General features: G+C 60.1%; 29 protein-coding genes. 10 read left to right on the top strand and 19 right to left on the bottom strand.

Annotation, left to right across the window (positions count from 1 at the left end; genetic code table 11):
* Nucleotides 1-88: 88 nt before the first annotated feature.
* The 8 genes from JJD74_RS01260 to JJD74_RS01295 all read left to right on the top strand — a co-directional run bounded on the left by JJD74_RS01260 (nt 89) and on the right by JJD74_RS01295 (nt 8,540).
* A complete protein-coding gene (locus tag JJD74_RS01260) occupies nt 89-1,363 on the top strand; it encodes a glycerate kinase type-2 family protein (protein WP_200610762.1) in 1,275 nt (424 codons plus the stop codon).
* A complete protein-coding gene (gene pyk / locus JJD74_RS01265) occupies nt 1,360-2,775 on the top strand; it encodes a pyruvate kinase (RefSeq protein WP_042558272.1) in 1,416 nt (471 codons plus the stop codon). Before JJD74_RS01260 ends, pyk begins: the two co-directional genes overlap by 4 nt.
* Nucleotides 2,776-2,989: 214 nt before the next feature.
* Nucleotides 2,990-3,904 carry an urea transporter gene (locus tag JJD74_RS01270; protein ID WP_200610764.1) on the top strand — a complete coding sequence of 305 codons (915 nt, stop codon included), beginning with the start codon at nt 2,990-2,992 and terminating at the stop codon, nt 3,902-3,904.
* Between the two features lie 21 nt (nt 3,905-3,925).
* Nucleotides 3,926-4,750, top strand: a complete 825-nt coding sequence (locus JJD74_RS01275; RefSeq protein WP_042558270.1) for an ion transporter — start codon at nt 3,926-3,928, stop codon at nt 4,748-4,750.
* Between the two features lie 100 nt (nt 4,751-4,850).
* Entirely contained in the window at nt 4,851-5,849 is a 999-nt protein-coding gene (locus JJD74_RS01280; protein WP_115147806.1) for a sulfate ABC transporter substrate-binding protein, read from the top strand.
* 312 nt (nt 5,850-6,161) lie between these two features.
* On the top strand, nt 6,162-7,349 hold the full coding sequence (locus JJD74_RS01285) for an MFS transporter (RefSeq protein WP_200610766.1): 1,188 nt from the start codon (nt 6,162-6,164) through the stop codon (nt 7,347-7,349).
* A 151-nt stretch (nt 7,350-7,500) separates the two neighbouring features.
* Nucleotides 7,501-7,968 (top strand): helix-turn-helix domain-containing protein, encoded by a 468-nt coding sequence (locus JJD74_RS01290; protein WP_200610768.1) that lies wholly within the window; start codon nt 7,501-7,503, stop codon nt 7,966-7,968.
* The gene (locus JJD74_RS01295) at nt 7,965-8,540 is read left to right on the top strand and encodes a PIN domain-containing protein (RefSeq protein WP_047300289.1); all 576 of its coding nucleotides are present in this window, start codon (nt 7,965-7,967) and stop codon (nt 8,538-8,540) included. The genes JJD74_RS01290 and JJD74_RS01295 overlap by 4 nt, the downstream gene beginning before the upstream one ends.
* A gap of 50 nt (nt 8,541-8,590) precedes the next feature.
* Here JJD74_RS01295 and JJD74_RS01300 read toward each other — a convergent pair whose 3' ends face one another.
* The 10 genes from JJD74_RS01300 to ccmA form a co-directional block, all read right to left on the bottom strand.
* On the bottom strand, nt 8,591-8,998 hold the full coding sequence (locus JJD74_RS01300; protein ID WP_042558265.1) for a hypothetical protein: 408 nt from the start codon (nt 8,996-8,998) through the stop codon (nt 8,591-8,593).
* A 24-nt stretch (nt 8,999-9,022) separates the two neighbouring features.
* Complete coding sequence (gene ccmI / locus JJD74_RS01305) at nt 9,023-10,222, bottom strand: c-type cytochrome biogenesis protein CcmI (RefSeq protein WP_200610780.1); 1,200 nt, start codon at nt 10,220-10,222, stop codon at nt 9,023-9,025.
* The gene (locus tag JJD74_RS01310) at nt 10,215-10,688 is read right to left on the bottom strand and encodes a cytochrome c-type biogenesis protein (RefSeq protein ID WP_042558263.1); all 474 of its coding nucleotides are present in this window, start codon (nt 10,686-10,688) and stop codon (nt 10,215-10,217) included. Before JJD74_RS01310 ends, ccmI begins: the two co-directional genes overlap by 8 nt.
* On the bottom strand, nt 10,685-11,221 hold the full coding sequence (locus JJD74_RS01315) for a DsbE family thiol:disulfide interchange protein (protein ID WP_047300287.1): 537 nt from the start codon (nt 11,219-11,221) through the stop codon (nt 10,685-10,687). Before JJD74_RS01315 ends, JJD74_RS01310 begins: the two co-directional genes overlap by 4 nt.
* Complete coding sequence (locus tag JJD74_RS01320; RefSeq protein ID WP_200610782.1) at nt 11,218-13,206, bottom strand: heme lyase CcmF/NrfE family subunit; 1,989 nt, start codon at nt 13,204-13,206, stop codon at nt 11,218-11,220. The genes JJD74_RS01315 and JJD74_RS01320 overlap by 4 nt, the downstream gene beginning before the upstream one ends.
* Nucleotides 13,207-13,209: 3 nt before the next feature.
* Complete coding sequence (gene ccmE / locus JJD74_RS01325) at nt 13,210-13,665, bottom strand: cytochrome c maturation protein CcmE (protein WP_115147812.1); 456 nt, start codon at nt 13,663-13,665, stop codon at nt 13,210-13,212.
* Nucleotides 13,662-13,838: a heme exporter protein CcmD gene (gene ccmD, locus JJD74_RS01330; RefSeq protein ID WP_007959239.1), complete on the bottom strand. Its 177-nt coding sequence runs from the start codon at nt 13,836-13,838 to the stop codon at nt 13,662-13,664. The genes ccmE and ccmD overlap by 4 nt, the downstream gene beginning before the upstream one ends.
* Nucleotides 13,835-14,590, bottom strand: a complete 756-nt coding sequence (locus JJD74_RS01335; RefSeq protein WP_042558258.1) for a heme ABC transporter permease — start codon at nt 14,588-14,590, stop codon at nt 13,835-13,837. The genes ccmD and JJD74_RS01335 overlap by 4 nt, the downstream gene beginning before the upstream one ends.
* A 96-nt stretch (nt 14,591-14,686) precedes the next feature.
* Complete coding sequence (gene ccmB / locus JJD74_RS01340) at nt 14,687-15,355, bottom strand: heme exporter protein CcmB (protein WP_007919970.1); 669 nt, start codon at nt 15,353-15,355, stop codon at nt 14,687-14,689.
* The gene (gene ccmA / locus JJD74_RS01345; protein WP_047300285.1) at nt 15,352-15,987 is read right to left on the bottom strand and encodes a cytochrome c biogenesis heme-transporting ATPase CcmA; all 636 of its coding nucleotides are present in this window, start codon (nt 15,985-15,987) and stop codon (nt 15,352-15,354) included. Before ccmA ends, ccmB begins: the two co-directional genes overlap by 4 nt.
* Nucleotides 15,988-16,184: 197 nt before the next feature.
* Between ccmA and fliK the strand changes: the two genes are divergently transcribed.
* Both fliK and JJD74_RS01355 read left to right on the top strand, forming a co-directional pair.
* The gene (fliK, locus tag JJD74_RS01350) at nt 16,185-17,759 is read left to right on the top strand and encodes a flagellar hook-length control protein FliK (RefSeq protein WP_200610783.1); all 1,575 of its coding nucleotides are present in this window, start codon (nt 16,185-16,187) and stop codon (nt 17,757-17,759) included.
* On the top strand, nt 17,756-18,085 hold the full coding sequence (locus JJD74_RS01355; protein ID WP_047300283.1) for an EscU/YscU/HrcU family type III secretion system export apparatus switch protein: 330 nt from the start codon (nt 17,756-17,758) through the stop codon (nt 18,083-18,085). The genes fliK and JJD74_RS01355 overlap by 4 nt, the downstream gene beginning before the upstream one ends.
* Nucleotides 18,086-18,202: 117 nt before the next feature.
* On the opposite strand, the gene JJD74_RS01360 is transcribed toward JJD74_RS01355, so the two are convergent.
* The 9 genes from JJD74_RS01360 to JJD74_RS01400 all read right to left on the bottom strand — a co-directional run bounded on the left by JJD74_RS01360 (nt 18,203) and on the right by JJD74_RS01400 (nt 26,989).
* Nucleotides 18,203-18,598 (bottom strand): DUF2802 domain-containing protein, encoded by a 396-nt coding sequence (locus JJD74_RS01360; protein ID WP_042558252.1) that lies wholly within the window; start codon nt 18,596-18,598, stop codon nt 18,203-18,205.
* Nucleotides 18,599-19,084 (bottom strand): chemotaxis protein CheW, encoded by a 486-nt coding sequence (locus JJD74_RS01365; protein WP_042558251.1) that lies wholly within the window; start codon nt 19,082-19,084, stop codon nt 18,599-18,601. It lies immediately after the preceding gene.
* 86 nt (nt 19,085-19,170) lie between these two features.
* Nucleotides 19,171-20,121: a CheW domain-containing protein gene (locus JJD74_RS01370; protein WP_200610785.1), complete on the bottom strand. Its 951-nt coding sequence runs from the start codon at nt 20,119-20,121 to the stop codon at nt 19,171-19,173.
* A 117-nt stretch (nt 20,122-20,238) separates the two neighbouring features.
* Nucleotides 20,239-21,027 (bottom strand): ParA family protein, encoded by a 789-nt coding sequence (locus tag JJD74_RS01375; RefSeq protein WP_042558249.1) that lies wholly within the window; start codon nt 21,025-21,027, stop codon nt 20,239-20,241.
* Nucleotides 21,028-21,070: 43 nt separating this feature from the next.
* Nucleotides 21,071-21,961, bottom strand: coding sequence for a flagellar motor protein MotD (gene motD, locus JJD74_RS01380; protein ID WP_042558248.1), 891 nt, complete (start codon nt 21,959-21,961; stop codon nt 21,071-21,073).
* Nucleotides 21,962-21,976: 15 nt separating this feature from the next.
* Nucleotides 21,977-22,717, bottom strand: coding sequence for a flagellar motor protein (locus JJD74_RS01385; protein WP_047300280.1), 741 nt, complete (start codon nt 22,715-22,717; stop codon nt 21,977-21,979).
* Nucleotides 22,717-23,868, bottom strand: coding sequence for a protein-glutamate methylesterase/protein-glutamine glutaminase (locus JJD74_RS01390; protein ID WP_047300279.1), 1,152 nt, complete (start codon nt 23,866-23,868; stop codon nt 22,717-22,719). The genes JJD74_RS01385 and JJD74_RS01390 overlap by 1 nt, the downstream gene beginning before the upstream one ends.
* Nucleotides 23,869-23,917: 49 nt before the next feature.
* The gene (locus JJD74_RS01395; RefSeq protein ID WP_200610787.1) at nt 23,918-26,164 is read right to left on the bottom strand and encodes a chemotaxis protein CheA; all 2,247 of its coding nucleotides are present in this window, start codon (nt 26,162-26,164) and stop codon (nt 23,918-23,920) included.
* 36 nt (nt 26,165-26,200) lie between these two features.
* Nucleotides 26,201-26,989: a protein phosphatase CheZ gene (locus JJD74_RS01400; protein ID WP_042558244.1), complete on the bottom strand. Its 789-nt coding sequence runs from the start codon at nt 26,987-26,989 to the stop codon at nt 26,201-26,203.
* Nucleotides 26,990-26,996: the final 7 nt, after the last annotated feature.

Raw genomic sequence — 26,996 nt, forward strand, 5'->3', positions numbered from 1 at the left:
TGGCTGACACACCGCCTTCGCGAGCAGGCTCGCTCCCACAAGGGATCTGAGTTGCCCTTTCGAATAACAAGAATTCCGGGAGCCCGCCATGTCGGTCGATCCGCAACAACTGCTGCGCGAGCTGTTTGCTACAGCCATTGACGCGGCCCATCCGCAGCAAGTCCTCGAAGCCCATCTGCCAGCCGATCGTACCGGTCGGGTGATCGTCATCGGCGCCGGCAAAGCCGCCGCCGCCATGGCGCAAGTGGTCGAGCGCTGCTGGCAGGGTGAAGTATCTGGCCTGGTTGTGACCCGTTACGGTCACGGCGCCCCGTGCGAAAAAATCGAAGTGGTCGAAGCCGCGCATCCAGTGCCGGACGCTGCCGGTCTGGCCGTAGCCAAACGCGTGCTGGACCTGGTCAGCAACCTGACCGAAGACGACCGCGTGATCTTCCTGCTGTCCGGTGGCGGCTCTGCCCTGCTCGCCCTGCCAGCCGAAGGCATCACGCTTGCCGACAAGCAGTCGATCAACAAAGCCCTGCTCAAATCCGGCGCGACCATCGGCGAGATGAACTGCGTGCGCAAGCACCTCTCGGCGATCAAGGGCGGCCGACTCGGCAAGGCCTGCTGGCCGGCGACTGTTTATACCTATGCGATTTCCGATGTACCGGGCGACCTCGCCACGGTCATCGCTTCCGGCCCGACCGTGGCCGACCCGAGCACGTCAGCCGAAGCCTTGGCGATCATCAAGCGCTACGGCATCGAAATCCCGGCATCGGTACGCACCTGGCTGCAAAGCCCCGAGTCGGAAACCGTCAAACCCGGCGACCCAAGCCTGGCTCGCAGTCATTTCCAGTTGATCGCCCGCCCGCAGCAATCGCTGGATGCCGCAGCGGTGAAATGCCGTCAGGCCGGTTTCAGCACGCTGATCCTCGGCGACCTGGAAGGTGAGTCGCGCGAAGTGGCGAAAGTCCACGCCGGCATCGCCCGCCAGATCATCAACCACGGCCAGCCACTGGCCGCACCTTGCGTGATTCTCTCCGGCGGCGAAACCACCGTGACCGTGCGCGGCAATGGCCGTGGCGGCCGCAATGCCGAATTCCTCCTGAGCCTGACCGACAGCCTCAAGGGCCAGCCCGGCGTCTACGCCTTGGCCGGTGACACTGACGGCATCGACGGCTCGGAAGACAACGCCGGCGCCATCATGACCCCGGACAGCTACGCCCGCGCCGCCGCCCTTGGCCTGAGCGCCAGCGACGAACTGGATAACAACAACGGCTACGGCTACTTCCAGGCACTCGACGCGCTGATCGTCACCGAGCCGACCCGCACCAACGTCAACGACTTCCGCGCCATTCTGATCCTTGAGAACTCTAAATCATGACGCCTGATAAAAAGGTCAAAATCCTCGCCACCCTCGGGCCTGCGGTCGATGGCATCGACGCTATCCGCGAACTGGTCGAGGCCGGGGTCAACATCTTCCGCCTCAACTTCAGCCACGGTGATCACGCCGACCACGCCAAGCGCTATCAGTGGATCCGCGAAGTCGAGCGCCAGCTCAACTATCCGCTGGGCATTCTGATGGACCTGCAAGGGCCGAAACTGCGCGTCGGTAAATTCGCTGACGGCAAGGTGCAGTTGCATCGCGGCCAGGCATTCCGCCTCGATCTGGACGCAACACCGGGCGATGAGCGCCGGGTCAACCTGCCCCATCCGGAGATTATCGAAGCGCTGGAAGCGGGCATGGATCTGCTGCTCGACGACGGCAAACTGCGCCTGCGCGTGGTCACCAAATACGCCGACGCGATCGACACCACCGTGCTCAATGGCGGCGAACTGTCGGATCGCAAAGGAGTGAACGTGCCACAAGCGGTGCTCGAACTCAGCCCGTTGACCGCCAAGGATCGCCGTGACCTGAGTTTCGGTCTGGAGCTGGGTGTGGATTGGGTCGCGCTGTCGTTTGTGCAGCGCCCGCAAGACATTCTCGAGGCCCGCGCACTGATCGGTGACAAAGCGTTCCTGATGGCGAAAATCGAGAAGCCGTCGGCGGTTGAGCAACTGCGTGAAATCGCCGAACTGAGCGACGCGATCATGGTGGCTCGCGGTGATCTGGGCGTAGAAGTCCCGGCCGAGAGCGTGCCGCAGATCCAGAAAAACATCATCACCACCTGCCGCGAACTCGGCAAACCTGTCGTCGTCGCGACGCAGATGCTCGAGTCGATGCGCTTCTCCCCTGCCCCGACTCGCGCCGAAGTCACCGACGTTGCCAACGCGGTGGCCGAAGGTGCCGATGCGGTCATGCTGTCGGCGGAAACCGCGTCCGGCGAGTATCCGCTGGAAGCTGTGCAGATGATGAGCAAGATCATCCGCCAGGTGGAAAACGGTCCGGATTATCAGACGCAACTGGACGTCAGTCGGCCGAAGGCTGAGGCCACCGTATCCGACGCGATCAGTTGCGCGATCCGGCGCATCAGCAACGTGTTGCCGGTGGCCGTTTTGGTCAACTACAGCGAGTCGGGCGCATCGAGCCTGCGTGCATCGCGGGAACGGCCAAAAGCACCGATCCTCAACCTGACGCCGAACCTGCAGACCGCGCGCCGTTTGAGCGTGGCATGGGGCATTCACTCGGTGGTCAACGATCGCCTGCGTCAGGTCGATGAAGTCTGCTCGACTGCCCTGGAAATCGCCCAGGCGCAGGGAATGGCCGAGCGTGGTGACACGCTGCTGATCACTGCCGGCGTGCCGTTTGGGCAGCCGGGGTCGACGAACTCGCTGCGTATCGAAACATTGATTTAAGCCACACCGTTTCAAGCTCAAAAAGCACCTGGGGGGATAGCGGTAATTCCTTCAATCAAAATGCTTGAGCGCTACAACTGGCCTCATCGCCAGCAGGCTGGCTCCCACATGGGTTTTGTGTCGTTCACAAGATCAAGACTGAACAGAGATTCGGTGTGGGAGCCAGCCTGCTGGCGATGCGGGTGACCCGGTTTCCCTGACTTTCAGAACTGCCATGCCTGCCAAACATTTCAATACCCACTGCCCCGACTGGGCCGAGGCTTTGCTCAACGGTTTCAGTCAGATATTCCTCCAGCGCCATCCACTGTGCGGCCTGCTGTGTCTGCTGGCGATCCTGCTGACCGCGCCTGTGCTGTTCGCCGGTGCGCTGCTCGGCGCCGTCGCCGGATTGCTCACCGCGCAACGGCGCAACTACGCCAAGGCTGATCGCCAGGCCGGGTTGTTCAGTTACAACGGCGTCCTGCTTGGTTTGTTGCTGAGCCTGTATTTCCCGTGGTCACCGCTGCTGCCGCCGCTGATTCTCGCCGCCGGCGGCTTGAGCGCGATGCTCACGCAACAATGGCTCAAACATGTGTACCGCAACCGCGCCATACCGGCCTACACCTCGCCGTTCGTGGCCATGAGTTGGGTGTTACTGCTGTTCGCCGAACCGTTGGCGCCGATGGCTCACGTCGAGATGAACCTGATCAATCTGTTCGCAGCCGAGTTCAAAGGGCTCGGACAGGTGATGTTCCTCGGGCATCCATTGGCCGGGGGGTTGATTGCCATCGGTTTGCTGATCGCTGATCGCCGCGCTTTTGCCTGGGCACTGCTGGCTTCTGCAATCGGTCTGGCGTCCAGTTTGCTGCACCACGAAACCAGTTCCGCGCTGCTAGGCCTGGGCAGCTACAACGCCGTGCTCGCCGCCCTCGCCTTCAGTGCTCAACGCGAACAACCGTGGTTGCCATTGCTCGGCATCGTCCTGGCATTGCTGATCACACCGCTGTTCGCCGCCATGGGTCTGGCCACATTGACCGCGCCGTTCATCCTGGCCTGCTGGCTGATCCGCGTCGGTATCCAGATGCTTGGCAAAGCCAACGTCGACAGCACGCCTTGCGCTCAGGGGGAGAATCAACCTAGGCTGCGCTGATCTTTGATTCAGGCATTATTCATGGACAGCAGCAGCAACTGGCGTGAACGGCTTTACGTCATGATTTTCCAGAGCGACACCCTCGCCGGACGGCGCTTCGACGGCATTTTGCTGTTGATCATCCTCGCCAGCCTAGTGATCGTGATGCTCGACAGCATCGACAGCATTCACCAGAACTACGCCAACGTGCTGGCCTACATCGAGTGGGGTTTCACGATCATCTTTCTCGGTGAGTACATCCTGCGTCTTTACTGTTCGCCCAAGCCGCTGCGCTATGCGTTCAGTTTTTACGGGCTGGTGGATTTGCTGGCGATCGTGCCGGGCATTCTCGCGCTGTATTACAGTGATGCGCAGTACCTGCTGATTATTCGCATCATCCGCATGTTGCGGATTTTCCGCGTGCTCAAGCTCAGTCCGTACCTCAAACAAGCCAATTACCTGATGTCGGCGCTGCGCGGCAGCAAACAGAAAATCGTGGTGTTTTTGGTCAGTGTCTGCACGCTGGTGACGGTGTTCGGTACGTTGATGTACGTGATCGAAGGCCCGGAGCACGGTTTCACCAGCATTCCCAAAGGCATCTATTGGGCTATCGTGACGCTGACCACCGTGGGTTTTGGCGACATCGTGCCGAAAACGCCTCTGGGTCAGGTGATTTCGTCGCTGGTGATGATCACCGGTTACTCGATCATCGCCGTGCCAACCGGGATTTTCACCGCCGAACTGGCCAACGCCATGCGCGGTGAACAGCTGCAACATGATTGCCCTGTGTGCAAGAAGAACAGCCACGAACATGGCGCCGCGTTTTGCTCGCGATGTGGCAACGCGCTGTTCAAAAAAATGGAATAAGCAAAGAGTTTTTTAATCTTTAAACGACTATGTCCGACCCGTTATAGTCAGTGGCAATTAAACATCACTCCCCTGTAGCAGACACAACAAGGAATGCGCAGTGAAAAAACTCTTTGGCGCCTCAATTCTCGCCGCTGGTCTCGCGTTCGGCAGCGTGGCTCAAGCCGCACCGACCCTGCTCAACGTTTCGTACGACGTGATGCGCGATTTCTACAAGGACTACAACACTGCGTTCCAGAAACACTGGCAAGCCGAGCACAACGAAAACATCACTGTGCAGATGTCCTTCGGCGGTTCAAGCAAACAGGCGCGATCGGTGATCGACGGCCTGCCGGCTGACGTCATCACCATGAACATGGCAACTGACATCAACGCCCTCGCCGACAACGGCAAACTGGTGCCGGAGAACTGGGTCACACGCCTGCCGAACAACAGCGCGCCGTTCACTTCCGCCACCGTGTTCATCGTCCGCAAAGGCAACCCGAAAGCCCTGAAAGACTGGCCGGATCTGCTCAAGGACGGCGTACAAGTGATCGTGCCAAACCCGAAAACGTCGGGCAACGGCCGCTATACCTACCTGTCGGCATGGGGCTATGTGCTGAAGAACGGCGGTGACGAGAACAAGGCCAAGGACTTCGTCGGCAAACTGTTCAAGCAAGCGCCGGTGCTCGATACCGGTGGTCGCGCCGCCACCACCACGTTCATGACCAACCAGATCGGCGACGTGCTGGTGACCTTCGAGAACGAAGCCGAAATGATCGCCCGCGAGTTTGGCCGTGATCAGTTTGAAGTCGTCTACCCAAGTGTCTCCGCTGAGGCCGAGCCACCGGTTTCCGTGGTCGACAAAGTCGTCGACAAGAAAGGCTCGCGTGCGGCGGCTGATGAATATCTGAAGTACCTGTGGTCGCCACAAGGTCAGGAAATTGCTGCCGCCAACTACCTGCGCCCGCGTGATCCGGCGGTGCTGGCGAAGTACACCGATCGTTTCCCGAAAGTCGATTTCCTTTCGGTGGAGAAGACTTTTGGTGACTGGCGCACCGTGCAGAAGACTCACTTCAATGACGGTGGGGTGTTTGATCAGATTTACACGGGGCAGTAAGGCTTAAGTAGCAATGAAAAAGGCGACCTCGGCAGGTCGCCTTTTTTGTGTCCAGCATCCCCTCACCCCAGCCCTCTCCCGAGGGAGAGGGCTGGGGTGAGGGGGAGCGTGTGATCATAAGCACGCTATCGAACAGATGTAAGTGAATGTATCATCGGCGCTCACCAGTCGGACGCCAGTCCATCCAAGATGAAACGCTGAAACACCCCAACATTGCGCACCTTGATAACTGATATCAACCAAAGGCGTCTTCTGCCCGCCCGGTTTGTCCCATAGCCTCACCGCATTCCTTTCGCTGGATCGAGAAACCCTATGACCGCCACGACTCACGCAATGACCCGAGGCATGGTGCTGCTGTTCGCATTCTGCTGCGGCGCCATCGTTGCCAACATCTACTATGCGCAGCCGATCATCGGCCTGATCGCGCCGGACATCGGTCTGACCGACACCATGGCCAGTTTCATCGTCTCGCTGACGCAGATCGGCTACGCGCTGGGCCTGTTCTTTCTGGTGCCGTTGGCGGACCTGCTGGAAAACCGTCGGTTGATGATCATCACCACGTTAGTCGCTATCGCCAGCCTGCTGGCTGCGGCGTTCACCGATCAACCCAACCTGTTTCTGCTGATCTCGTTGCTGGTGGGCTTCAGTTCGGTGTCGGTGCAGATCCTGATTCCATTGGCCGCGCATCTGGCGCCTGAGGAATCTCGCGGTCGCGTTGTCGGCGGAATCATGGGCGGTTTGTTGCTGGGCATCCTGTTGGCGCGACCGGTATCGAGCGTGGTGGCCGACCACTTGGGCTGGCGGGCGATGTTCATGATCGCGGCGGCGTTGATGGCGGCGATCAGCGTGGTGTTGGCGCTGACAGTCCCCAAGCGTCAACCGGATCACAGCGCATCCTATGGACAACTGCTCGGCTCGCTGTGGACGCTGCTGCGCCAGCAACCGGTGCTGCGTCAGCGTGCGTTTTATCAAGGCTGCATGTTCGCCGCGTTCAGCCTGTTCTGGACTGCAGTGCCGCTGGAACTGGCGCGCAATCATGGCCTGTCGCAAACCGAGATTGCGATCTTCGCCCTGGTCGGCGCCATCGGTGCCATCGCCGCGCCGATCAGCGGCCGCCTGGCCGACGCCGGCCACACCCGAATCGCGTCCTTGCTGGCCATGCTGTTCGCCAGCCTGAGCTTCCTGCCCGCCTTCATCCACCCGGCCTACAGCGTCATCGGCCTGGCCGTGACCGGCGTTGTCCTCGACTTCTGCGTGCAGATGAACATGGTGCTCGGCCAGCGTGCGGTGTACTCGCTGGACGCGAAAAGCCGTGGTCGTCTGAACGCGCTGTACATGACCAGTATCTTCATCGGCGGCGCTTTCGGCTCGTCGGTGGCCAGCGCGGTGTATGAGCATGGCAGTTGGTTATGGATCGTGATTGTCGGCAGCGTATTTCCGTTGCTGGCGTTGCTGCGATTTTTGAGTGCGTCGCGAAGACGGTCGCTGGCGACAGCGTAAAAATGCAAGAGCAGAGCGGGCATATCCGCCCGCGATGCCATTTAACACTGAATCAATTTCAAGACTGTCACATTAATTTTCGTTTATTGCGATTTTCGTTTAATTCGAATAACGTTCCTGGCATCCCCTTTGAGATTGCTGGAACATCCCTATGTCGATAGTCATTCAACCCGCTATCAACCTCCCCGTTGAACGCGAAGTCAAAGCCGCCGTCGAGGGCAAACGTGCGCTGGCCGCTTACCTTGCAACTCAATTCGAAACCCAGCACATCCAGATTTTCGATGAGCAGAACAAAGCCCACCTTGTCGAATTGCCCACCTCCGCCCTGCGCCTTTTGGTCGACATCCTTGCTGCGCTGGCAGAAGGCAATGCCGTCAAGGTAGTACCGATCCACGCTGAATTGACCACGCAGGAAGCTGCCGACCTGCTTAACGTCTCACGCCCGCACCTGATAAAGCTGTTGGAAAGCGGCGAGTTGTCCTACCACAAAACAGGCAAGCACCGACGTGTGCGTTTTGCCGATTTGATGGACTATAAAACCCGGCGAGACACCGCCAGCGAGCAGGCAATGAAGCTTCTCGCAGAGCAGGCACAGGCACTAAGGACAGGATACGAGTGAGGCACTCCTCTTTCACCGCTGTATACGATGCATGTGTTTTGTACCCGGCTCCGTTGAGAGACTTTCTGATGTGGCTCGCGCTCTCCGGCAGGTTTCGAGCGCGATGGACGAAGGAGATTCACTGCGAATGGAAACGCAATCTATTGAAGAACCGAACTGACCTGACAATGGAGCAACTGGATCGAACATCGGACCTAATGGATCGTGCGATCCCCGAAGCCTGCGTCATTGACTATGAGGATCTCGTCACGGGACTGACATTGCCAGACAGAGATGACCGCCATGTTCTGGCGGCCGCCATACGTTGTGGAGCGGGTGTGATCGTGACCTTTAACCTTAAAGACTTTCCCGATGTGCTCTTGGCTCCTTTTGGCATCGAGGCGCAACATCCAGATGAGTTTGTCGAAAATCTATTTCATCTGGATCCGTCAGCCGTTGTTGCAGCCGCTCAGCGTCAGCGCCAGCAACTGAAAAACCCTGTCATGGATATCGAATCGTTTCTGAATCTTCTGCAACGGCAGGGGCTGTCCCGATCGGTTCAGGCACTTGCAAGCTATCGCGCGATTCTGTGAGCTCCCAACAGACACACAGCAAAACGGCGATCCGAAGATCGCCGTTTTCATTACTGCCCGAATTTCTTGCCCAACCCCGGAGGCACGCCGTGGATGTTGGTGTCTTCCCATGGGCCGTTGGGGCTGACCGCGCGGCTCCAGCCGTTGTTCCAGCGGTAGTAGGTGCGCTGGCGATAGAACGTATTGGTCTGATCGTCGAGAACGTAGACGCCAAGTTTCTGATCCCAGTGGCTGTTGCCGCCCGGTGGTGGGGCGAAGCTGGCCGAGGTGCGCGGGACGGGTTTTGCCGGTTTGGCCGGGATGCTTTTGCCTGGGGTCGGCGAAGTCGACGGGGTCGGGCTTGGCTGTGATGGCGGAATCGGCGGCAGGTTGGTGGTCGGTTCCGGTCGTTGCTGCACCGCACATGCACTCATGCCCAGGGCCAGTGTGAGGACTGTGATTCGGGCGATGGTGTGCATGTCGGTGCGTTCCTCTGGTTCCGGTTATTTATCCGGGCTGTCGATGGTCAGTTTTTGCGGCGCGGTGGTGCTGCTGGGCAAAGGCCCGCTGCGACCGACCCATTCACCAGCAGTCGGCTGGCCGGCACGGGAGACGCGCGCAACCAGTTGGACTTCAGGGAAGTTCGACAGTTTCAACTGCGGCATCATCGCATCGGCATCGCCCAGTTCGACAGTCACTGGCAGATCAGCCACGGTCAGGCGCTTGGCCGCCAATGGCGCCGGCGGGCCGGACGTAGCGCGGGCGAAAATGAACACGCTGTCGCCCGGTTGCACCTTGCCTTTGAGTTCGCTGGCCAGATCGACGCTGACTTTCAACAATGCGGCTTTCGGCGCTGTGGCTTCAGCGACTGTGCCGCCACTGGCCTTGAGACGCTCGGCTGCACGTTCGATTCCGCCTTGCAGCGCGGCCCGGGATTTGTCGTCCGGCGGCAGTTGCGCCAGCAAGCGGTTCCAGTAATCGATGGCTTGCTGATAACGCTCGCCTTCAAACGCGGCGATGCCGAGCAGGCCGAGGCTGGTCACTTCTTTCGGATCAGCCTTCAGTGCTTCGTCGGTCAGGGCCTGAATCTTGTCCGACCACTTTTTACCGTCGGCAAAATACTGTGCCTGCGCCCACTGACCAAGCAACTCCGGTTGGCGACCGGCGAGGTTGGCAGCGCGCTCGAACATCTTCGCCGCGTCCGCGGGACGCTCCTGAGCCATGTAGGTACGGCCGAGGAAGTAGAGGCCTTCAGCGGAATCCGGTTGCGCGGCAACGGCGCGCTCCAGACGCTGGGTCATCTCTTCCATCGACTGCGGCGCCTGGGCGAATTCGCGAGTCAGTTCAACCTTGTCGACGGCGCCAAAGTGCAAGTACAGCGCCAGGCCCAATACCGGCACCAACACGGCAGCCAGCAGCGGCAACGGCTTGCCCAGTCGGGATACCCGTGGCGCAACGACACCTTCGGTATCGGCGAGCAGTTCACGCGCGGCTTCAGCGCGGCCGCTGTCCATTTGCACGGCATCGAGTACGCCTTCGGCCTGTTGCGTTTGCAACTCGGCGACGCGCTCCTGATAGAGCGCGACGTTCAGGGCAGTTCGATCCTCTTCACGCTGGGCGCGACGTTCACGCAATACCGGGATCAGCAGAAAACTCAGGGCGACCAGTAGCAACAGCCCTGCGGCGAGCCAGAAATCAATCATTCTTGGTTTTATCCAACAGTTGGTCGAGGCGCTGACGTTCTTCGGCAGACAGCGATTGCGGTGTCTCGGCGCGTTGTCCGCGACGGCGGCGGACGATCACGGCGATCACCACAAAACCACCGAGCAGCAGACCGGCCGGGCCAAACCACAGCAGCGCGGTCTTGGCGTTCAGCGCGGGTTTGTAGCGGACGAAATCACCGTAGCGATCGACCATGAAGTCGATGATCTGCTGATTGTCCTTGCCCTCGCCCAGCATGCGGAAAATCTCTTTGCGCAGGTCAGCGGCAATCGGTGCATTGGAGTCAGCGATGTCCTGATTCTGGCACTTGGGGCAACGCAGTTCCTTGGTCAGTTCGCGGAAACGCTCGCGATCACCTTCTTTGGCAAACTCGTAAGTGTCGATGGCCGCGTGAGCCACGCCGACCAGACTCAAACCCAGCACCAGGGCAGCTAAAAAGCGCTTCATGGCTTGGCCTCATCGACCAGCGCCTGGTACTTGGCCGCGAGTTTTTCGCGCCAGACCTGCTCGTCGATCACACCGACATACTTGTCGCGGATGATGCCCTTGGCGTCGATGAAAAAGGTTTCCGGCGCGCCATAAACACCGAGGTTCAAACCCAGCGAGCCATCGTCGTCACGGATGTCGAGCTGATAAGGATTGTGGAACTCGGCCAGCCACTTCAAGGCATCGGCGTTGGTGTCCTTGTAGTTGATGCCGTAGATCACCACTCCGCGTTCGGCGAGCTTGTTCAGCACCGGATGCTCGACCCGGCAGGAAATGCACCAGGTCCCCCAGACGTTGACCAGTGCCGGTTTGCCGAGAATATCGGCTTTGGTCAGGGTTTTATCACCCTGCACGTTTGGCAGGGAAAAATCCGGAAATGGCTTGTTGATCATGGCCGACGGCAGTTCCGCCGGATCAAGGTACAGACCGCGATAAAGGAATACCGCCACCAGCAGAAAAATCGCCAGGGGCACCAGCATCAACCAACGTCTCATGCAGCCGCTCCTTCCATGCCCAGCGCTTCACGCACACGGGCTTTAACCTTGACTCGGTAGCGTCGATCCATCGCTGCCAGCAACCCGCCGAAACCTGTCAGCAAGCCGCCGAACCAGATCCAGCGCACGAACGGTTTGACGTGTACGCGCACCGCCCAGGCGCCGTTTTCCAGCGGTTCACCCAATGCGACGTAGAGGTCACGGGTGAAACCGGCGTCGATTCCGGCTTCGGTCATCACCGAATTCTGCACCGTATATAGACGCTTCTCAGGGTGCAGCACGCTGATTTCCTTGCCGTCACGGATCACCCGGATTGTGCCTTTGTCGGACGTGAAGTTCGGCCCTTCGAAGTGCTTGGCGCCTTCGAACACAAACTGATAACCGCCCAGATCCATCGACTCGCCCGGTGCCAGACGCAGGTCGCGCTCGGCACTGTTCTGGCTCGACAACACCACGCCCAACGCGCAAACGGCGATACCGAGGTGAGCGATCTGCATGCCCCAATAGCTGCGAGTCAGCGTTGGCAGGCCTTTGATCAGGCCTTTGTGGCGCGTCTTGTCGAAGATGTCGCGCACACCGGCGAGCAATACCCACGCGGCGAGCAGGAAGGTGGCGATCACCGCCCAATTGAAATCGCCGTAAGCAATACCGGCGACCACGGCCAGAGCAACGCTGCCGAGCAGCACCGGGGCCAGCATGTTCAACAGCCATTTCACCGGCGTGTCTTTCCAGCGCACGAGCATGCCCACCGCCATCACCATCATCAACAACGCCATCAACGGAATGAACAGCGCGTTGAAGTACGGCGGGCCGACCGACAGTTTGGCGCCGCTCAAGGCATCGAGAATCAGCGGATACAAGGTGCCAAGCAGGATCATTGACGCCGCCACGACCAGTACCAGGTTGTTGCCCAGCAGCAGCGTTTCACGCGACCACAGGTTGAACCCGACCTGGCTTTTTACGACCGGTGCGCGCAACGCAAACAGGGTCAGCGAACCACCGACGACAAACAGCAGGAAGATCAGGATGAACACGCCGCGCTCCGGGTCGGACGCAAATGCATGCACCGAAGTCAGCACACCGGAACGCACCAGGAACGTACCGAGCAGGCTCAGCGAGAAAGCGGCAATCGCCAGCAACACCGTCCAGCTTTTAAACACGCCACGTTTCTCGGTAACCGCCAGCGAGTGAATCAGCGCGGTACCGACCAGCCATGGCATGAACGAGGCGTTTTCCACCGGGTCCCAGAACCACCAGCCGCCCCAGCCGAGTTCGTAGTAAGCCCACCACGATCCGAGGGTGATACCGATACCGAGAAAGGCCCAGGCAACGATGGTCCAGGGACGCGACCAGCGCGCCCACGCCGCATCAAGGCGACCGCCCATCAATGCCGCGATGGCGAACGCGAACGCCACGGAAAACCCGACGTAACCCATGTACAACATCGGCGGATGAACAATCAGGCCGATGTCTTGCAACAAGGGATTCAGGTCGGCGCCATCGCTGGGCATTTGCGGCAGGATGCGTTTGAACGGGTTGGACGTGAGGATCAGGAACAGCAGGAAACCGGTGCTGATCATGCCCATCACTGCCAGCACACGGGCGAGCATCACTTGCGGCAACTGGCGCGAGAACACCGACACGGCGAACGTCCAGCCGCCGAGGATCAATGCCCACAGCAGCAACGAGCCTTCGTGGGCGCCCCACACCGCGCTGAATTTGTAATACCACGGCAACGCGCTGTTGGAGTTGTTGGCCACATAGGCGACGGAGAAGTCATCGGCCATGAATGCGTAGGTCAGGCAGCCGAAGGCGAACAGCAGAAACGCGAACTGCCCCCACGCGGCCGGCTGGGCCAGACTCATCCAGAAACGGTCACCGCGCCAGGCACCGACCAATGGCACCACGGCCTGCACCAGCGCAAAACACAGCGCCAAAATCATCGCCAGATGGCCGAGCTCGGGAATAAAGATTGCGGAAGTCATCAATCAACTCTCCTTCGCTGGGGTCGGGGCGGATTGACCGCTGTCTTTCAACGCTTTGGTCACTTCCGGCGGCATGTACTTCTCGTCATGCTTGGCCAGCACTTCATCAGCGACGACTACACCGTCGGCGTTGATCTTGCCGAGGGCGACAATGCCCTGCCCTTCGCGAAACAGGTCTGGAAGGATGCCGCGATAGGTGATGGTCACGGATTTCTTGAAATCGGTGACGACGAATCTGACGTCCAGCGAGTCCGGGGAGCGTTGCAGTGAACCGGCCTCCACCATGCCGCCAGCGCGAATGCGCGTACCCTGCGGTGCTTCGCCATTGGCGATCTGGGTTGGCGTGTAAAACAGGTTGATGTTTTCCTGCAGCGCGCTCAAGGCCAGGCCGACGGCAGTGCCGACCCCGACCAGAATTGCCAGAATGATGATCAGACGCTTTTTACGCAGCGGATTCACTTGCCGTTCTCCCGGCGCAGACGACGCGCCTCTTGTTGCAGATAACGCTTGCGGGCGGCAATTGGCGCCGCGACGTTGAGGACCAGTACCGCCAGACAGATGCCGTAGGCCGACCAGACATACAGGCCATGATGGCCCATGGCGAGGAAGTCGCCGAATGAAGCAAAACTCATCGCGCGCCCTCCAGACTGTTCTGCACTTCTTCTTTCACCCAACTGGCGCGGGCTTCGCGCTTGAGCACTTCGAGGCGCATGCGCAGCAACAACACGGCGCCGAAGAAGCAGTAGAAACCCAACACCGTCAGCAGCAGCGGCAGCCACATTTCGACAGGCATTGCCGGTTTTTCGGTGAGGGTGAAAGTCGCGCCCTGGTGCAGGGTGTTCCACCACTCCACCGAGTATTTGATGATCGGGATGTTGATCACGCCGACGATGGCCAACACTGCGCAGGCCTTGGCGGCGCTGTCGCGGTTGCTGATCGCGTTGCCCAGCGCGATCAGGCCGAAATACAGGAACAGCAGAATCAGCATCGAAGTCAGGCGCGCATCCCAGACCCACCACGAGCCCCACGTCGGTTTGCCCCAGATAGCCCCGGTGACCAGCGCCACGGCGGTCATCCACGCGCCGATCGGTGCAGCGCATTGCAGGGCGACGTCGGCCAGTTTCATCTTCCACACCAGACCGACCACACCGCACACCGCCAGCATCACGTAGATCGACTGAGCGAGCATCGCGGCGGGCACGTGAATGTAGATGATGCGAAAGCTGTTGCCTTGCTGATAATCCGGCGGCGCGAAGGCCAGGCCCCAGACTACGCCGACACCAATCAGCAGCAACGCTGCAATGCTCAACCACGGCAAAAACTTGCTGCTGATGCCGTAGAACCACTTGGGCGAGCCGAGCTTGTGAAACCAGGTCCAGTTCATACTGTATCCATCACGGGTGCCGCTCATCGGTGTGAGCTGGCATTTGGGTCATGCCTTTCCTGAAAAAAGCGGTTAATTTTTAACCAGACCTCATTATTATTCGCCGACGCTGATCTTCAGGCCAGCCGCTATTGCAAAGGGTGTCAGGGTTATCGCCAGGGCGGTCAGGCTCCCAAGCCACAGCAGATAACCGGTCGCCGGCATGCCTTGCAAGGCTGCCTGCAAGGCGCCACTGCCGAGGATCAACACCGGGATGTACAACGGCAGAATCAGCAGCGCCAGCAACAGGCCGCCACGCTTCAAACCCACAGTCAGCGCCGCGCCCACCGCGCCGAGCAAGCTCAGCACCGGGGTACCCAGCAGCAATGACAGCAGCAATACCGGCAGACAGGCAGCAGGCAAACCGAGCATCAACGCCAGCAAGGGTGAGAGCAAAACCAGCGCCAGCCCGGAAAAGAGCCAGTGTGCCAGCACCTTGGCCAAAACCAGAAGTGGCAGCGGGTGCGACGAAAGGACCCACTGCTCCAGAGAGCCGTCTTCGAAATCACTGCGGAAAAGCCCGTCCAGCGAGAGCAGCACGGATAAAAGCGCCGCCACCCAGACTAACCCCGGGGACAGGTTTTGCAACACTTGAGTTTCCGGGCCGACGGCCAGCGGGAACAAGGCGATGACGATGGCAAAGAAAATCAGTGGATTGGCCAGCTCCGCCGGGCGGCGAAACAGCAGTCGGGATTCACGGGCAACCAGCAGGCCGAACACACTCATACTGCCCAGCTCCCCAAATCGATGTCGCGATAACCCGAAGGCATCCGGCTCAGGGTGTGGTGAGTGGTCAATACGACGAGACCGCCGCGCTCACAGTGTCCGGCCAGATGTTCTTCGAGTTGCGCCACGCCCTGCTTGTCGAGGGCGGTAAACGGCTCATCGAGAATCCACAGCGGCGGGCTATCGAGATACAGACGCGCCAGCGCCACGCGGCGTTGTTGACCGGCAGAAAGACTGTGGCAGGGAACATCTTCGAATCCGCGCAATCCTACCGCTGCCAGTGCTTGCCAGATCGCATCGCGTTCGGCGGGATGGTGCAGGGCGCAGAGCCACGACAGGTTCTCTTCCGGAGTCAGCAAGTCCTTGATCCCGGCGGCATGGCCGATCCACAACAGATTGCGCGCCAGTTCACTGCGTTGCTCGGTCAATGGCTGACCATTGAGCAGGACCTGACCTTCGGTCGGCTGCATCAAACCGGCCAGCAAACGCAGCAAACTGGTTTTACCGCTGCCGTTGGGGCCGCTGATCTGCACCATATCGCCGCTGACGAGTCGCAATTCGAGATTTTCGAAGAGCAGCCTCAGATCACGTTCACACGCGAGGGCAACGGTTTGCAGGACAGGACTGGTCAAGGGATCACGGGCCTTATACGGTTCAAGTCGGCTCTGGCGCGGCCGTTAAAGAGATGCAGCATAAATGCAATGACGGCTCGATCTAGAGAGCTGCGTCAAACAATTGCTATGTTTTTTGAACGAAGCGCAAGACGGGCGGCATTATACATGTCGTGCCTTACTCTCAAGAGTGCAATTTCCTCAGGTTGTGTCCGCGTATGACAGGCGAAATGAACATCCTCCCGCTCCCGACGACCACCCCGGCGACCGTTCGCCCGCAGGTCGGCGAGTTGCTCAAGCTGCTGACACCGGTCGAAGGCTTGATCGGGACCGGCCAGAGCGCCAAGGCTGAGGTGTTGTCGCTCAAGCAGGCGGATCAGACGTTTGAACTGCTGCTCAAGGTAACGCTGGACAGCGGCCGCCAGACCACCGTGCAAGCGACCAGCAATCTACCGCTGGCGCAAGGCACCAGTCTGGCGATCACTCAGCCGTCTGCGGGTAATCTGGCGATTACCGTACAACAGGCCATTGCCAGCAGCGTTGCCGCCCTCACCCGCATCGACACGGCGCAATTGCCCGTGGGCACCCTGCTGCAAGGCAAAGTGCTGACTTCGCAGGTGCTCCCGCAAACGCCGGGGCAAACGACGGTGTTTCGTTCGATGGTCAGCCTGCTCAATACCGCCTTGAGCGGCAGCACATTGACCATCGACAGCCCGCAGCCACTGCGCATCGGCACCCTGCTCTCGGCGTTGGTAGAAGATTCGCAAACGTTGAAATTCCTGCCGCTGAGCAGTCGTCAGGAGCAATTGGCCGTGAGCCAGCAACTGGTCGGCCAGCAAGGTCGTCAGGCTTCATTGACCGGTTTGCTGAACGCGCTGCAAAACCTGCCAGCCAACACCGATCAAACGTCGACAGATTTACGCGCTGCGGTAGATCGCCTGCTCGCCAGCCTGCCGAACGTGCAACAGCTGAGCACCGCCAAAGGCGTCGCACAGGCCTTGGCCAACAGCGGCATGTTTCTCGAAGCCAAACTGCTGACCGGACAAACCCCGACGCTGGCACCGGACATGAAAGCCGATCTGCTCAAACTGGTCGCGCAACTGACACCGGGCCTGCCGAGCAGCACCAGTTTCAACGCCATCATCGCCGCCAACACCCTCGCGCAGGCGATGCCGAGTTTCGTACGCAACGCCCTCGGCATGCTCGGCCAGGTCAGCGCCAAACCGCTGCCCAGCAGCTTCCCGCTGCCCGACCGTTTGCTGCAAAGCCAGGACGGCGAAGGTGATCTGGAGCATTTGCTGCGCCTCGCTGCTGCTGCCATCTCGCGCTTGCAAAGCCATCAGTTGTCGAGCCTGGAACAAACTGGCGTCACCGATGACGGGCGGCTGCTCAGCACCTGGCAGCTGGAAATTCCCATGCGCAACCTGCAAGACATCGTGCCGTTGCAGGTCAAGTTCCAGCGCGAAGAAGCGCCGGAGAAAGAACCGCAACCGAACGAGCGGCGCGACGAACGCGAGCCGAAACAACAACTGTGGCGCGTCGATCTGGCGTTCGACATGGAGCCGCTCGGGCCGATGCAGATTCAGGCGCAACTGATCGCCGGCAGCCTGTCGGGCCAGTTGTGGGCCGAACGGCCGTACACCGCCGACCTGATCGAAAACAACCTGTTCGCGCTGCGCCAGCGCCTGCTGGATCGTGGGCTCAACGTTGGTGATATCGACTGTCACCACGGCACCCCGCCACAAGGCAATCAAACCCGTCTCGACCACCGCTGGGTTGATGAAACCGCATGAATGACGCCACCGCTCCACGCCAGGCCATCGCCCTCAAGTACGACGGCAACCACGCCCCGACGCTCACCGCCAAAGGTGATGACGAACTGGCCGAAGAAATCCTGCGGATCGCCCGCGACTGTGAAGTGCCGATCTATGAGAACGCCGAACTGGTGCGACTGTTGGCGCGAATGGAATTGGGCGACAGCATTCCCGAAGAGCTGTACCGCACCATCGCCGAGATCATCGCGTTTGCGTGGAATCTGAAGGGGAAATTCCCCGAGGGACACGACCCGGATGCACCGATGGTCGAGAAGGACATCACCGAGCGCGGCGATGATTATTAAGCCGTAAAAGCAAAGATCGCAGCCTTCGGCAGCTCCTACAGGGTCATCTACCCACCTGTAGGAGCTGCCGAAGGCTGCGATCTTTTGACTTTTCTTGCAGCTTTCTGCTTGAAGCTTCTAGCTGCTCTTGTGCAACTTACGCATCAACTCCGCCTCAGCCTGGGTCAAGCCACAGGACTGAGTCAGCTCATCAACGCTCGCGCCCATCCCCACCAGTTTCGCCGCTTGGGCGAACGACAGGCTGGATGGATCACGCTGTTCCAGCTGAACGATTTTGTCCGGCAACGGACCGACTACCGCACGCAGTTCGTGCAGGGCTTCGCCCATGCGCACATTTCCGTTCTGATAATCGTCAACGCGCTTGGCCAGTTCCTTGATGCGCTGATCACGCAGCGCATCGCCCTCGGCCTGTTGCGCAGCGATCACCCGCTGCGCCTTGATGTACGCCAGAAACATTGCCAGCGTGCCTGCCCAGAAGAGGAACAGGACAATGACCGCAACTTCGAGAATCAATCAGATGTTCTCCAGGTCCGACCACTCTTCTTCGCTCATCATCTTGTCCAGCTCGACCAGGATCAGCAACTCGTTGTTCTTGTTGCATACGCCCTGGATGAACTTGGCCGACTCTTCGTTACCGACGTTTGGCGCCGTTTCGATTTCCGACTGACGCAGGTAAACCACTTCGGCCACGCTGTCGACCATGATGCCGACGACTTGCTTGTCGGCTTCGATGATGACGATACGGGTGTTGTCGCTGATCTCGCCGGTGCTCAGGCCGAAGCGCTGACGGGTGTCGATCACGGTGACCACGTTACCGCGCAGGTTGATGATGCCCAGCACGTAGCTTGGCGCACCCGGCACCGGAGCGATTTCGGTGTAGCGCAGCACTTCCTGAACGCGCATCACGTTGATGCCGTAGGTTTCGTTGTCCAGCTTGAAGGTCACCCATTGCAGGATCGGATCTTCAGAACCCTTTGCCGCCGTCGCCTTGTCGTTCATACCCTAGCCCCTCGAAGTACCGCCCCTGGCGGTGTATGTTCTGTGCCCCGCCATGCGTATGCCGGTGCTTGTCTGTTATGTAAGTGTTAAGTCGGTTTGTGGTTCGGCTTACTGCCGGGCATGTGCTTTGCCCCGCCGCTGGCGATCAACTCCGCAAGAGCTGCGACATCGAGCAAGGCGCACATGTGTTCAATCACGGTGCCGGCAAGCCATGGCCGCTGACCCCGATGACTTCTCCATTTGATTTCATTCGGATCAAGACGCAACGAACGACTGACCTGATGCACCGCCAGGCCCCACTCGTAACCTTGTACCGAAATCACGTACTGCAAGCCCTGACGGAAATCATCGCGATAGCGATCCGGCATGACCCAGCGCGCGGTGTCCAGAACTTTCAGGTTGCCGGCCTGGCTCGGCAGAATCCCGAGGAACCATTCCGGCTGACCGAACAGCGGCGTCAGCTCGTGACCGGCCAGCGAGTAGATCGAGCCCAGGCACACCAGTGGCACGGCCAGGGTCAATCCGGCGACATCGAACAGCAGGCATTCGAAGGCTTCGGAGGCCCAGGCCGGACGGCCGTCGGTGTCGACCGGCGGCGGTGTGTTGCTTGGCGGCAGATGCACTTCCACCAGCGGCGTGACGAGCGCTTGAACAACCGGTTCGGCCGCTGGCGCTTCTGGCTCTGGCTCAGGTTCGACGGGTTCAGGCACAGCTTGCAGCAACTGCGTTTGCAGCAGCGGCGCAAGGGTCGATACCACGCGCACAGGTTCAGCCGTTTCGAGCAACACCACGGGCGCCCTGGCCACCGGGGCGGGCGCAGCGACCGGCGCAACAGCTCTGGCCGCTTTCTCGGCATCGCGCGCCTGCTCTTCAAGCACCGCCGCCTGGAATTCATCCAGCGCTTCGGCGCTTTCAATCACTTCAGGCTGGGAAGCGACCTGCACCGGCAACTCGTCCGGGATCTCCTCCAACAAGCTGTCCAGATAGGACTGCAACGCCATCTGCGGCTTGGAGGTCAACTTCACCGGCCGATTCATACACAACCCCCTGTAGGAGCTGCGGAACGCTGCGATCTTTTGATCTTTTCAGAAGCGCCACAAAACCCGATCAAAAGATCGCAGCCTGCGGCAGCTCCTACACAGGGCAAAATCATCTCAAGCCACCTGCGCAACAAGTTGTTGCGCCAACAGATGTTTGAGCAGCGCGCGGTAAGCCAGCACACCACGACTCTTGCCGTCGAATTGCGAAGGCGTGACACCCGCGCGGCTGGCGTCGCGCAGACGCGTATCGACCGGGATGTAGCCCTGCCAGATATCGTCGGGAAATTTGTCGCGCAGCACGCGCAAGGTGCTCATCGACGCTTGAGTACGGCGGTCGAACAACGTCGGCACGATGCTGAACGGCAGCGCCTGTTTGCGTGAGCGGTTGATCATCGCCAACGTGTTGACCATGCGCTCCAGCCCTTTGACGGCCAGGTGCTCGGTCTGTACCGGGATCACCAGTTGCTGGCTCGCCGCGAGGGCGTTGACCATCAGCACGCCGAGCAACGGCGGGCTGTCGATGACTGCATAATCAAAGTCCTGCCACAACTGCGCCAGACTCTTGGCGATCACCAGCCCCAGGCCACTTTGCCCAGGCGACTGGCGCTCGAGCGTTGCCAGCGCGGTGCTCGATGGCAGCAGGGAAATGCGTTCGTCACTGGTCGACAGCAGCAACTGCCCGGGCAAGCCTTGCGGCACGCTGCCCTTGTGCAGGAACAGGTCGTAGTTGCTGTGTTCCAGGCTGTCGGGATCGTAGCCGAAATAGCTGGTCATCGAGCCGTGTGGGTCGAGATCGACCACGACCACGCGCTTGCCCGCCTCGGCCAGCAATCCGGCTAAAGCGATGGAAGAGGTGGTTTTACCGACCCCACCCTTTTGATTGGCGACTGCCCAGACTCTCATTCAGTTCGTTCCTCCCGACCGAGATGCTCGGCCGAGACATGGCTCAGCGTATTAATGCGGGTGACGGAGAATTGACGGCACTCTCGCGTCCCGGCGTCTTGACCGGGGTCGGTGCAGTTTGTGTGCCAGCGCGCTTCAGTGCGGCGTCCGGTTGCGCATGAGCGGTTCCGGTACCCGTCAGGCTGCGGCGCACATCCAGATTGCGCGACACCACCAGCACCACGCGACGGTTTTTCGCCCGGCCTTCGGCAGTGGCGTTATTCGCTACTGGCTGGAATTCGCCGTAGCCCACCGAGGCCAGCCGACCGGGATTGACGCCCTGCATCGCCAGCATGCGCACGATGCTCGCCGAGCGCGCCGAGGACAGCTCCCAGTTGGTCGGGTACTGCGCGGTGCGGATCGGCTGGTCGTCGGTAAAACCTTCGACGTGGATCGGGTTGTCGAACGGTTTGAGGATCGCTGCAACCTTGTCGATGATGTTGAAGGCGATGTCGCTCGGCATGGCGTCACCGCTGCCGAACAACAGGCTGGAGTTGAGTTCGATCTCGACCCACAACTCATTGCCGCGCACAGTCATCTGGTTGGAGCTGATCAGGTCACCGAATGCGGCGCTGATGTCGTCGGCAATGCTTTTCAGCGGATCGCTGGCGCCGGCGATACCGGCGTCAACCTGCTCGGCGTCCTTGACCAGCGGTTTGGCCGGGGTCACGGTCTTCGGTCTCTCGTCGCCAATCGGGATCGGCTTGAGCGCGCGGTCGGAGTCGGTGAAGACCCCGACCAGCGCTTCGGAAATTTCCTTGTACTTGCCTTCGTTGATCGACGAAATCGAGTACATCACCACGAAGAAAGCGAACAGCAGCGTAATGAAGTCGGCGTAGGACACGAGCCAGCGCTCGTGATTAACGTGTTCTTCCTGATGCCTGCGACGAGCCATAGTCCATTACCCCCATCAATCCATGAAGCCCTGAAGCTTCAGCTCGATAGAGCGCGGGTTTTCACCTTCGGCGATCGACAAGATCCCTTCCAACAACATTTCGCGATAACGCGACTGCCGCAACGCGATGGACTTCAGTTTGGCCGCTACCGGCAACAGGATCAGGTTGGCACTGGCCACACCATAGATCGTCGCAACGAACGCCACGGCGATGCCGCTGCCCAGTTGCGTCGGGTCGGCGAGGTTGCCCATCACGTGGATCAGGCCCATCACCGCGCCGATGATGCCGATGGTTGGCGCGTAGCCACCCATGCTTTCAAAGACTTTGGCGGCTTCGATATCGCGCGCTTCCTGAGTGTAAAAATCCACCTCGAGGATGCTGCGGATGGCTTCCGGCTCGGCGCCATCGACCAGCAGTTGCAGGCCTTTGCGCGAGTAGTTGTCAGGTTCGGCGTCAGCCACCCCTTCCAGCCCGAGCAAGCCTTCCTTGCGCGCGGTGAGGCTCCAGTTGACCACGCGGTCGATGCCGCCAGCCAGGTCCACGCGTGGCGGAAAGAAGATCCACGCGAGGATCTGCATCGCGCGCTTGAACGCGCTCATCGGCGATTGCAACAGCGCGGCACCGATGGTGCCGCCTATTACGATCAGTGCCGCCGGGCCGTTGGCCAGCGCACCGAGGTGACCACCTTCCAGGTAGTTGCCGCCGATGATGGCGACGAACGCCATGATGATCCCGATAAGGCTTAGAACATCCATCAGATACACGCCTCGACGATGTGCTTGCCGATGTCGTCCAGACCGTACACCGCATCAGCGAGGTCGGCTTTGACGATGGCCATCGGCATGCCGTAGATCACGCAGCTTGCCTCATCCTGCGCCCACACCGAACTGCCGCCCTGCTTGAGCAGGCGCGCGCCTTCACGGCCGTCAGCGCCCATGCCGGTCAGCACGACCGCCAGAACTTTGTCGCCGTACGACTTGGCTGCAGAACCGAAGGTGATGTCCACGCACGGCTTGTAGTTCAGACGCTCGTCGCCCGGCAGGATTTTCACCGCCCCACGGCCATCGATCATCATTTGCTTGCCACCCGGTGCCAGCAGCGCCAGGCCCGGACGCAGGATGTCGCCATCCTCGGCTTCCTTGACGCTGATGCGGCAGAGCTTGTCCAGACGCTCGGCAAAGGCTTTGGTGAACGCCGCCGGCATGTGCTGGATCAGCACGATCGGCGCCGGGAAATTCGCCGGCAACTGCGTCAGCACGCGTTGCAGCGCAACCGGGCCACCTGTTGATGTACCGATAGCGACGAGTTTGTAGGCCTTGCGTTTCGGTGCCGGCGACGAAGCACTTGCAGCCGGCGCGCGGGTCGGCGCCGGAGCAGGTGCCGGGCGTGCCGGTGCGCTGCTGGCGTGGCTGCTTTGGCTACTGAAACTCGATGCAGCCGGGGCCGGCGTCGGCGCAGGGGCTGGAGCAGCAACAGGCGCAGGTGCGCTGTAAGCACTGAAACGACGATTACTGCGCGAGATGCTATGCACCTTTTCGCACAGCAGTTGCTTGACCTTCTCGGGGTTACGCGAGATGTCTTCGAAATTCTTCGGCAGGAAATCCACCGCGCCGGCGTCCAGCGCATCCAGGGTTACCCGGGCGCCTTCGTGGGTCAGCGAGGAGAACATCAACACCGGGGTCGGGCAGCGCTGCATGATGTGCCGCACTGCCGTGATGCCGTCCATCATTGGCATCTCGTAGTCCATGGTGATCACGTCAGGCTTGAGCGCCATGGCCTGATCGATCGCCTCTTTACCGTTGGTTGCCGTACCGACAACCTGGATGCTCGGATCCGCTGAAAGAATTTCCGAGACGCGGCGGCGGAAAAAACCCGAATCGTCCACCACCAGGACTTTGACTGCCATAAACACTCCATTAGGTGCAGCGGAGCATCATCGCCCCGCCGCCCCGGATTCAAATACGCCGTGCGGCGTAACGCTTGAGCATGCTCGGAACATCAAGGATCAGCGCGATACGGCCGTCACCAGTGATGGTGGCGCCGGACATGCCCGGAGTGCCCTGAAGCATTTTGCCCAATGGCTTGATGACCACTTCTTCCTGGCCGACCAGTTGATCGACGACGAAGCCGATCCGCTGGGTGCCCACCGAAAGGATCACCACATGGCCTTCGCGCTGCTCTTCGTGAGCGGCGGAGCTGACCAGCCAGCGCTTGAGGTAGAACAATGGCAAGGCCTTGTCCCGCACGATCACCACTTCCTGACCATCGACAACGTTGGTGGTCGACAGGTCGAGGTGGAAGATTTCGTTGACGTTGACCAGCGGGAACGCAAACGCCTGATTGCCCAACATGACCATCAGCGTCGGCATGATCGCCAAGGTCAACGGCACCTTGATGACGATTTTCGAGCCCTGGCCCTTGGTCGAGTAGATGTTGATCGAACCGTTGAGCTGGGAAATCTTGGTCTTCACCACGTCCATGCCGACACCGCGGCCAGACACATCGGAGATCTCGGTCTTGGTCGAGAACCCAGGTGCAAAGATCAGGTTGTAGCACTCGGTATCGCTCAGGCGATCGGCTGCATCCTTGTCCATCACACCGCGTTTTACCGCGATGGCGCGCAGGACGTTCGGGTCCATGCCTTTGCCGTCATCGGAAATCGACAGCAGGATGTGATCGCCTTCCTGCTCGGCGGCCAACACCACTTTGCCGCCACGGGCCTTGCCCGAAGCTTCGCGTTCTTCCGGCGACTCGATGCCGTGGTCGACCGCGTTGCGCACCAAGTGGACCAGCGGATCGGCCAGGGCCTCGACAAGGTTTTTGTCGAGGTCGGTTTCTTCGCCGACCAGTTCCAGATTGATTTCTTTCTTGAGCTGACGGGCCAGATCGCGAACCAGACGCGGGAAGCGCCCGAAGACCTTCTTGATCGGTTGCATCCGCGTTTTCATCACCGCGGTCTGCAAGTCAGCCGTGACCACGTCGAGGTTCGACACAGCCTTTTGCATGGCTTCGTCGCCGCTGTTCAGACCCAGGCGCACCAGACGGTTACGCACCAGCACCAGCTCGCCGACCATGTTCATGATTTCGTCGAGACGCGCGGTGTCGACCCGTACGGTGGTTTCGGCTTCGCTGGCCGGTTTTTCCGGCGGTGGCGCGGCTGGCGCACGGGCCGGAGCCGGTGCAGCAGCGGCCGCCGGTTTTGGCGATTCGGCTTTCGGCGCAGGCTTGGGCGCTGCGGCCGGGGCCTTGGCGGCAGTTTTTGCGACAGCGGCAGTGCTGCCGGCAGACGCGGTCCCTACTTCAGTGAACTTGCCTTTGCCGTGCAGTTCGTCGAGCAGCGATTCGAATTCGTGATCGCTGATCAGATCGCTGATCAGATCGCTGCCGGCCGCAGCCGCTGCCGGAGCAGCAGGCGCAGGCACCGCGGCAATCGCCGATTCCAGCGCATCAACGGCAAAGTTGCCCTTGCCGTGCAACTGATCAAGCAGCGCTTCGAATTCGTCGTCGGTGATGTCCGAGCTGTCGCCCTTGGCCGGTGCCGCAGGGGCCGCCGCAGGGGCCGCCGCATCAACCGCGAACTGGCCTTTGCCGTGCAGTTGATCGAGCAACGACTCGAACTCGGCATCGGTGATTTCATCGCTGGCCGCTTCAGTTGCAGCAGGCGCAGCGGCAGCCGCCGGGGCTTCGGCCTGAGCCTTGACGGCGTTCAGCGAGTCCAGCAACTGTTCAAATTCGTTATCGGTGATGTCGCCCGAATCGCTTTCGGCAACCGGTGCCTCAACGACTTCTTCAACCGCTTCGGCTTCAGCCGATTGCGGTTCGGCCAGACGCGCCAGGGCGGCCAGCAGCTCAGGCGTAGCCGCCGTAATCGGGCTGCGCTCGCGCACTTCGGTGAACATGCCGTTCACCGCATCCAGCGCTTCAAGCACAACGTCCATCAGTTCTGAATCAACGCGACGCTCACCCTTTCGCAGGATGTCGAACACGTTTTCGGCGATGTGACAGCACTCAACCAGCTCATTGAGCTGAAGGAAGCCGGCGCCCCCTTTTACAGTGTGGAAACCGCGAAAAATTGCGTTGAGCAGATCAGCATCATCCGGACGGCTTTCCAGCTCGACCAATTGTTCTGACAGCTGCTCAAGAATCTCGCCGGCCTCAACCAGGAAATCCTGAAGGATCTCTTCATCGGCGCCGAAGCTCATTAAGGGGGTGCTCCTACAGGTCTAAAAACCTAAAACTCAAAATCCAAGGCTGGATAGCAAATCGTCCACATCGTCCTGACCGGACACAACGTCTTCTCGTTTATCGGCATGAATCTGCGGACCTTCACCCTGCGAGAGATGTTTTTGTGGATCTTTTTCAGCGAGCATCGCCGCACGGTCATGTTCGATGCCCGCAAAGCGGTCCACCTGACTGGCCATGAGCACGAGTTTGAGCAAATTGCTTTCGACTTCGGTGACCAGTTGGGTCACACGTTTGATCACCTGACCGGTGAGGTCCTGGTAATCCTGAGCCAGCAGGATGTCGTTCAGATTGCTCGACACCGCACGGTTGCCCGTGCTGCTGCGTGACAGAAAACCGTCGACCCGGCGCGCCAGTTCGCGGAACTCTTCGGCCCCGACCTCACGACGCATGAAGCGACCCCAATCGGTACTCAAGGCCTGGGCTTCATCAGCCAGACCATTGACCACCGGCGTGGCGCTTTCCACCAGATCCATGGTGCGGTTGGCCGCGGCTTCCGTCAGCTTGACCACATAGCCCAGGCGTTCGGTGGCGTCGGTAATTTGCGACACTTCCTCGGCCTGCGGCATGTTCGGATCAATCTGGAAATTGACGATCGCACTGTGGAGTTCACGTGTGAGCTTGCCAACTTCCTGGTACAGGCCACGGTCACGGGTCTGATTGAGCTCATGGATCAATTGCACAGCGTCGCCGAACCTGCCCTTTTCAAGGCTTTCGACCAGTTCGACCGCATGTTTTTTCAGGGTCGATTCAAAATCGCCCTGTGAAGATTCTTTGTGGTCCATAGCTCCC

The organism is Pseudomonas sp. MF6776, assembly GCF_016613125.1.
GTDB classification, from domain to species: domain Bacteria; phylum Pseudomonadota; class Gammaproteobacteria; order Pseudomonadales; family Pseudomonadaceae; genus Aquipseudomonas; species Aquipseudomonas iridis.

Bases quoted from the DNA above. Each gene is read 5' to 3' on its own strand.
- JJD74_RS01270 (WP_200610764.1), top strand. From the start codon at position 2,990: ATGCCTGCCAAACATTTCAATACCCACTGCCCCGACTGGGCCGAGGCT.
- JJD74_RS01335 (WP_042558258.1), bottom strand. From the start codon at position 14,590: ATGAACTGGACCTGGTTTCACAAGCTCGGCTCGCCCAAGTGGTTCTAC.
- ccmB (WP_007919970.1), bottom strand. From the start codon at position 15,355: ATGAGTGTGTTCGGCCTGCTGGTTGCCCGTGAATCCCGACTGCTGTTT.
- JJD74_RS01315 (WP_047300287.1), bottom strand. From the start codon at position 11,221: ATGAGACGTTGGTTGATGCTGGTGCCCCTGGCGATTTTTCTGCTGGTG.
- ccmI (WP_200610780.1), bottom strand. From the start codon at position 10,222: ATGATTGATTTCTGGCTCGCCGCAGGGCTGTTGCTACTGGTCGCCCTG.
- JJD74_RS01285 (WP_200610766.1), top strand. From the start codon at position 6,162: ATGACCGCCACGACTCACGCAATGACCCGAGGCATGGTGCTGCTGTTC.
- JJD74_RS01310 (WP_042558263.1), bottom strand. From the start codon at position 10,688: ATGAAGCGCTTTTTAGCTGCCCTGGTGCTGGGTTTGAGTCTGGTCGGC.
- fliK (WP_200610783.1), top strand. From the start codon at position 16,185: ATGACAGGCGAAATGAACATCCTCCCGCTCCCGACGACCACCCCGGCG.
- JJD74_RS01395 (WP_200610787.1), bottom strand. From the start codon at position 26,164: ATGAGCTTCGGCGCCGATGAAGAGATCCTTCAGGATTTCCTGGTTGAG.
- JJD74_RS01290 (WP_200610768.1), top strand. From the start codon at position 7,501: ATGTCGATAGTCATTCAACCCGCTATCAACCTCCCCGTTGAACGCGAA.
- JJD74_RS01375 (WP_042558249.1), bottom strand. From the start codon at position 21,027: ATGAGAGTCTGGGCAGTCGCCAATCAAAAGGGTGGGGTCGGTAAAACC.
- JJD74_RS01390 (WP_047300279.1), bottom strand. From the start codon at position 23,868: ATGGCAGTCAAAGTCCTGGTGGTGGACGATTCGGGTTTTTTCCGCCGC.
- JJD74_RS01320 (WP_200610782.1), bottom strand. From the start codon at position 13,206: ATGACTTCCGCAATCTTTATTCCCGAGCTCGGCCATCTGGCGATGATT.
- JJD74_RS01385 (WP_047300280.1), bottom strand. From the start codon at position 22,717: ATGGATGTTCTAAGCCTTATCGGGATCATCATGGCGTTCGTCGCCATC.
- ccmD (WP_007959239.1), bottom strand. From the start codon at position 13,838: ATGAGTTTTGCTTCATTCGGCGACTTCCTCGCCATGGGCCATCATGGC.
- motD (WP_042558248.1), bottom strand. From the start codon at position 21,961: ATGGCTCGTCGCAGGCATCAGGAAGAACACGTTAATCACGAGCGCTGG.
- JJD74_RS01370 (WP_200610785.1), bottom strand. From the start codon at position 20,121: ATGAATCGGCCGGTGAAGTTGACCTCCAAGCCGCAGATGGCGTTGCAG.
- JJD74_RS01355 (WP_047300283.1), top strand. From the start codon at position 17,756: ATGAATGACGCCACCGCTCCACGCCAGGCCATCGCCCTCAAGTACGAC.
- JJD74_RS01400 (WP_042558244.1), bottom strand. From the start codon at position 26,989: ATGGACCACAAAGAATCTTCACAGGGCGATTTTGAATCGACCCTGAAA.
- JJD74_RS01260 (WP_200610762.1), top strand. From the start codon at position 89: ATGTCGGTCGATCCGCAACAACTGCTGCGCGAGCTGTTTGCTACAGCC.
- pyk (WP_042558272.1), top strand. From the start codon at position 1,360: ATGACGCCTGATAAAAAGGTCAAAATCCTCGCCACCCTCGGGCCTGCG.
- JJD74_RS01275 (WP_042558270.1), top strand. From the start codon at position 3,926: ATGGACAGCAGCAGCAACTGGCGTGAACGGCTTTACGTCATGATTTTC.
- JJD74_RS01300 (WP_042558265.1), bottom strand. From the start codon at position 8,998: ATGCACACCATCGCCCGAATCACAGTCCTCACACTGGCCCTGGGCATG.
- JJD74_RS01365 (WP_042558251.1), bottom strand. From the start codon at position 19,084: ATGAACGACAAGGCGACGGCGGCAAAGGGTTCTGAAGATCCGATCCTG.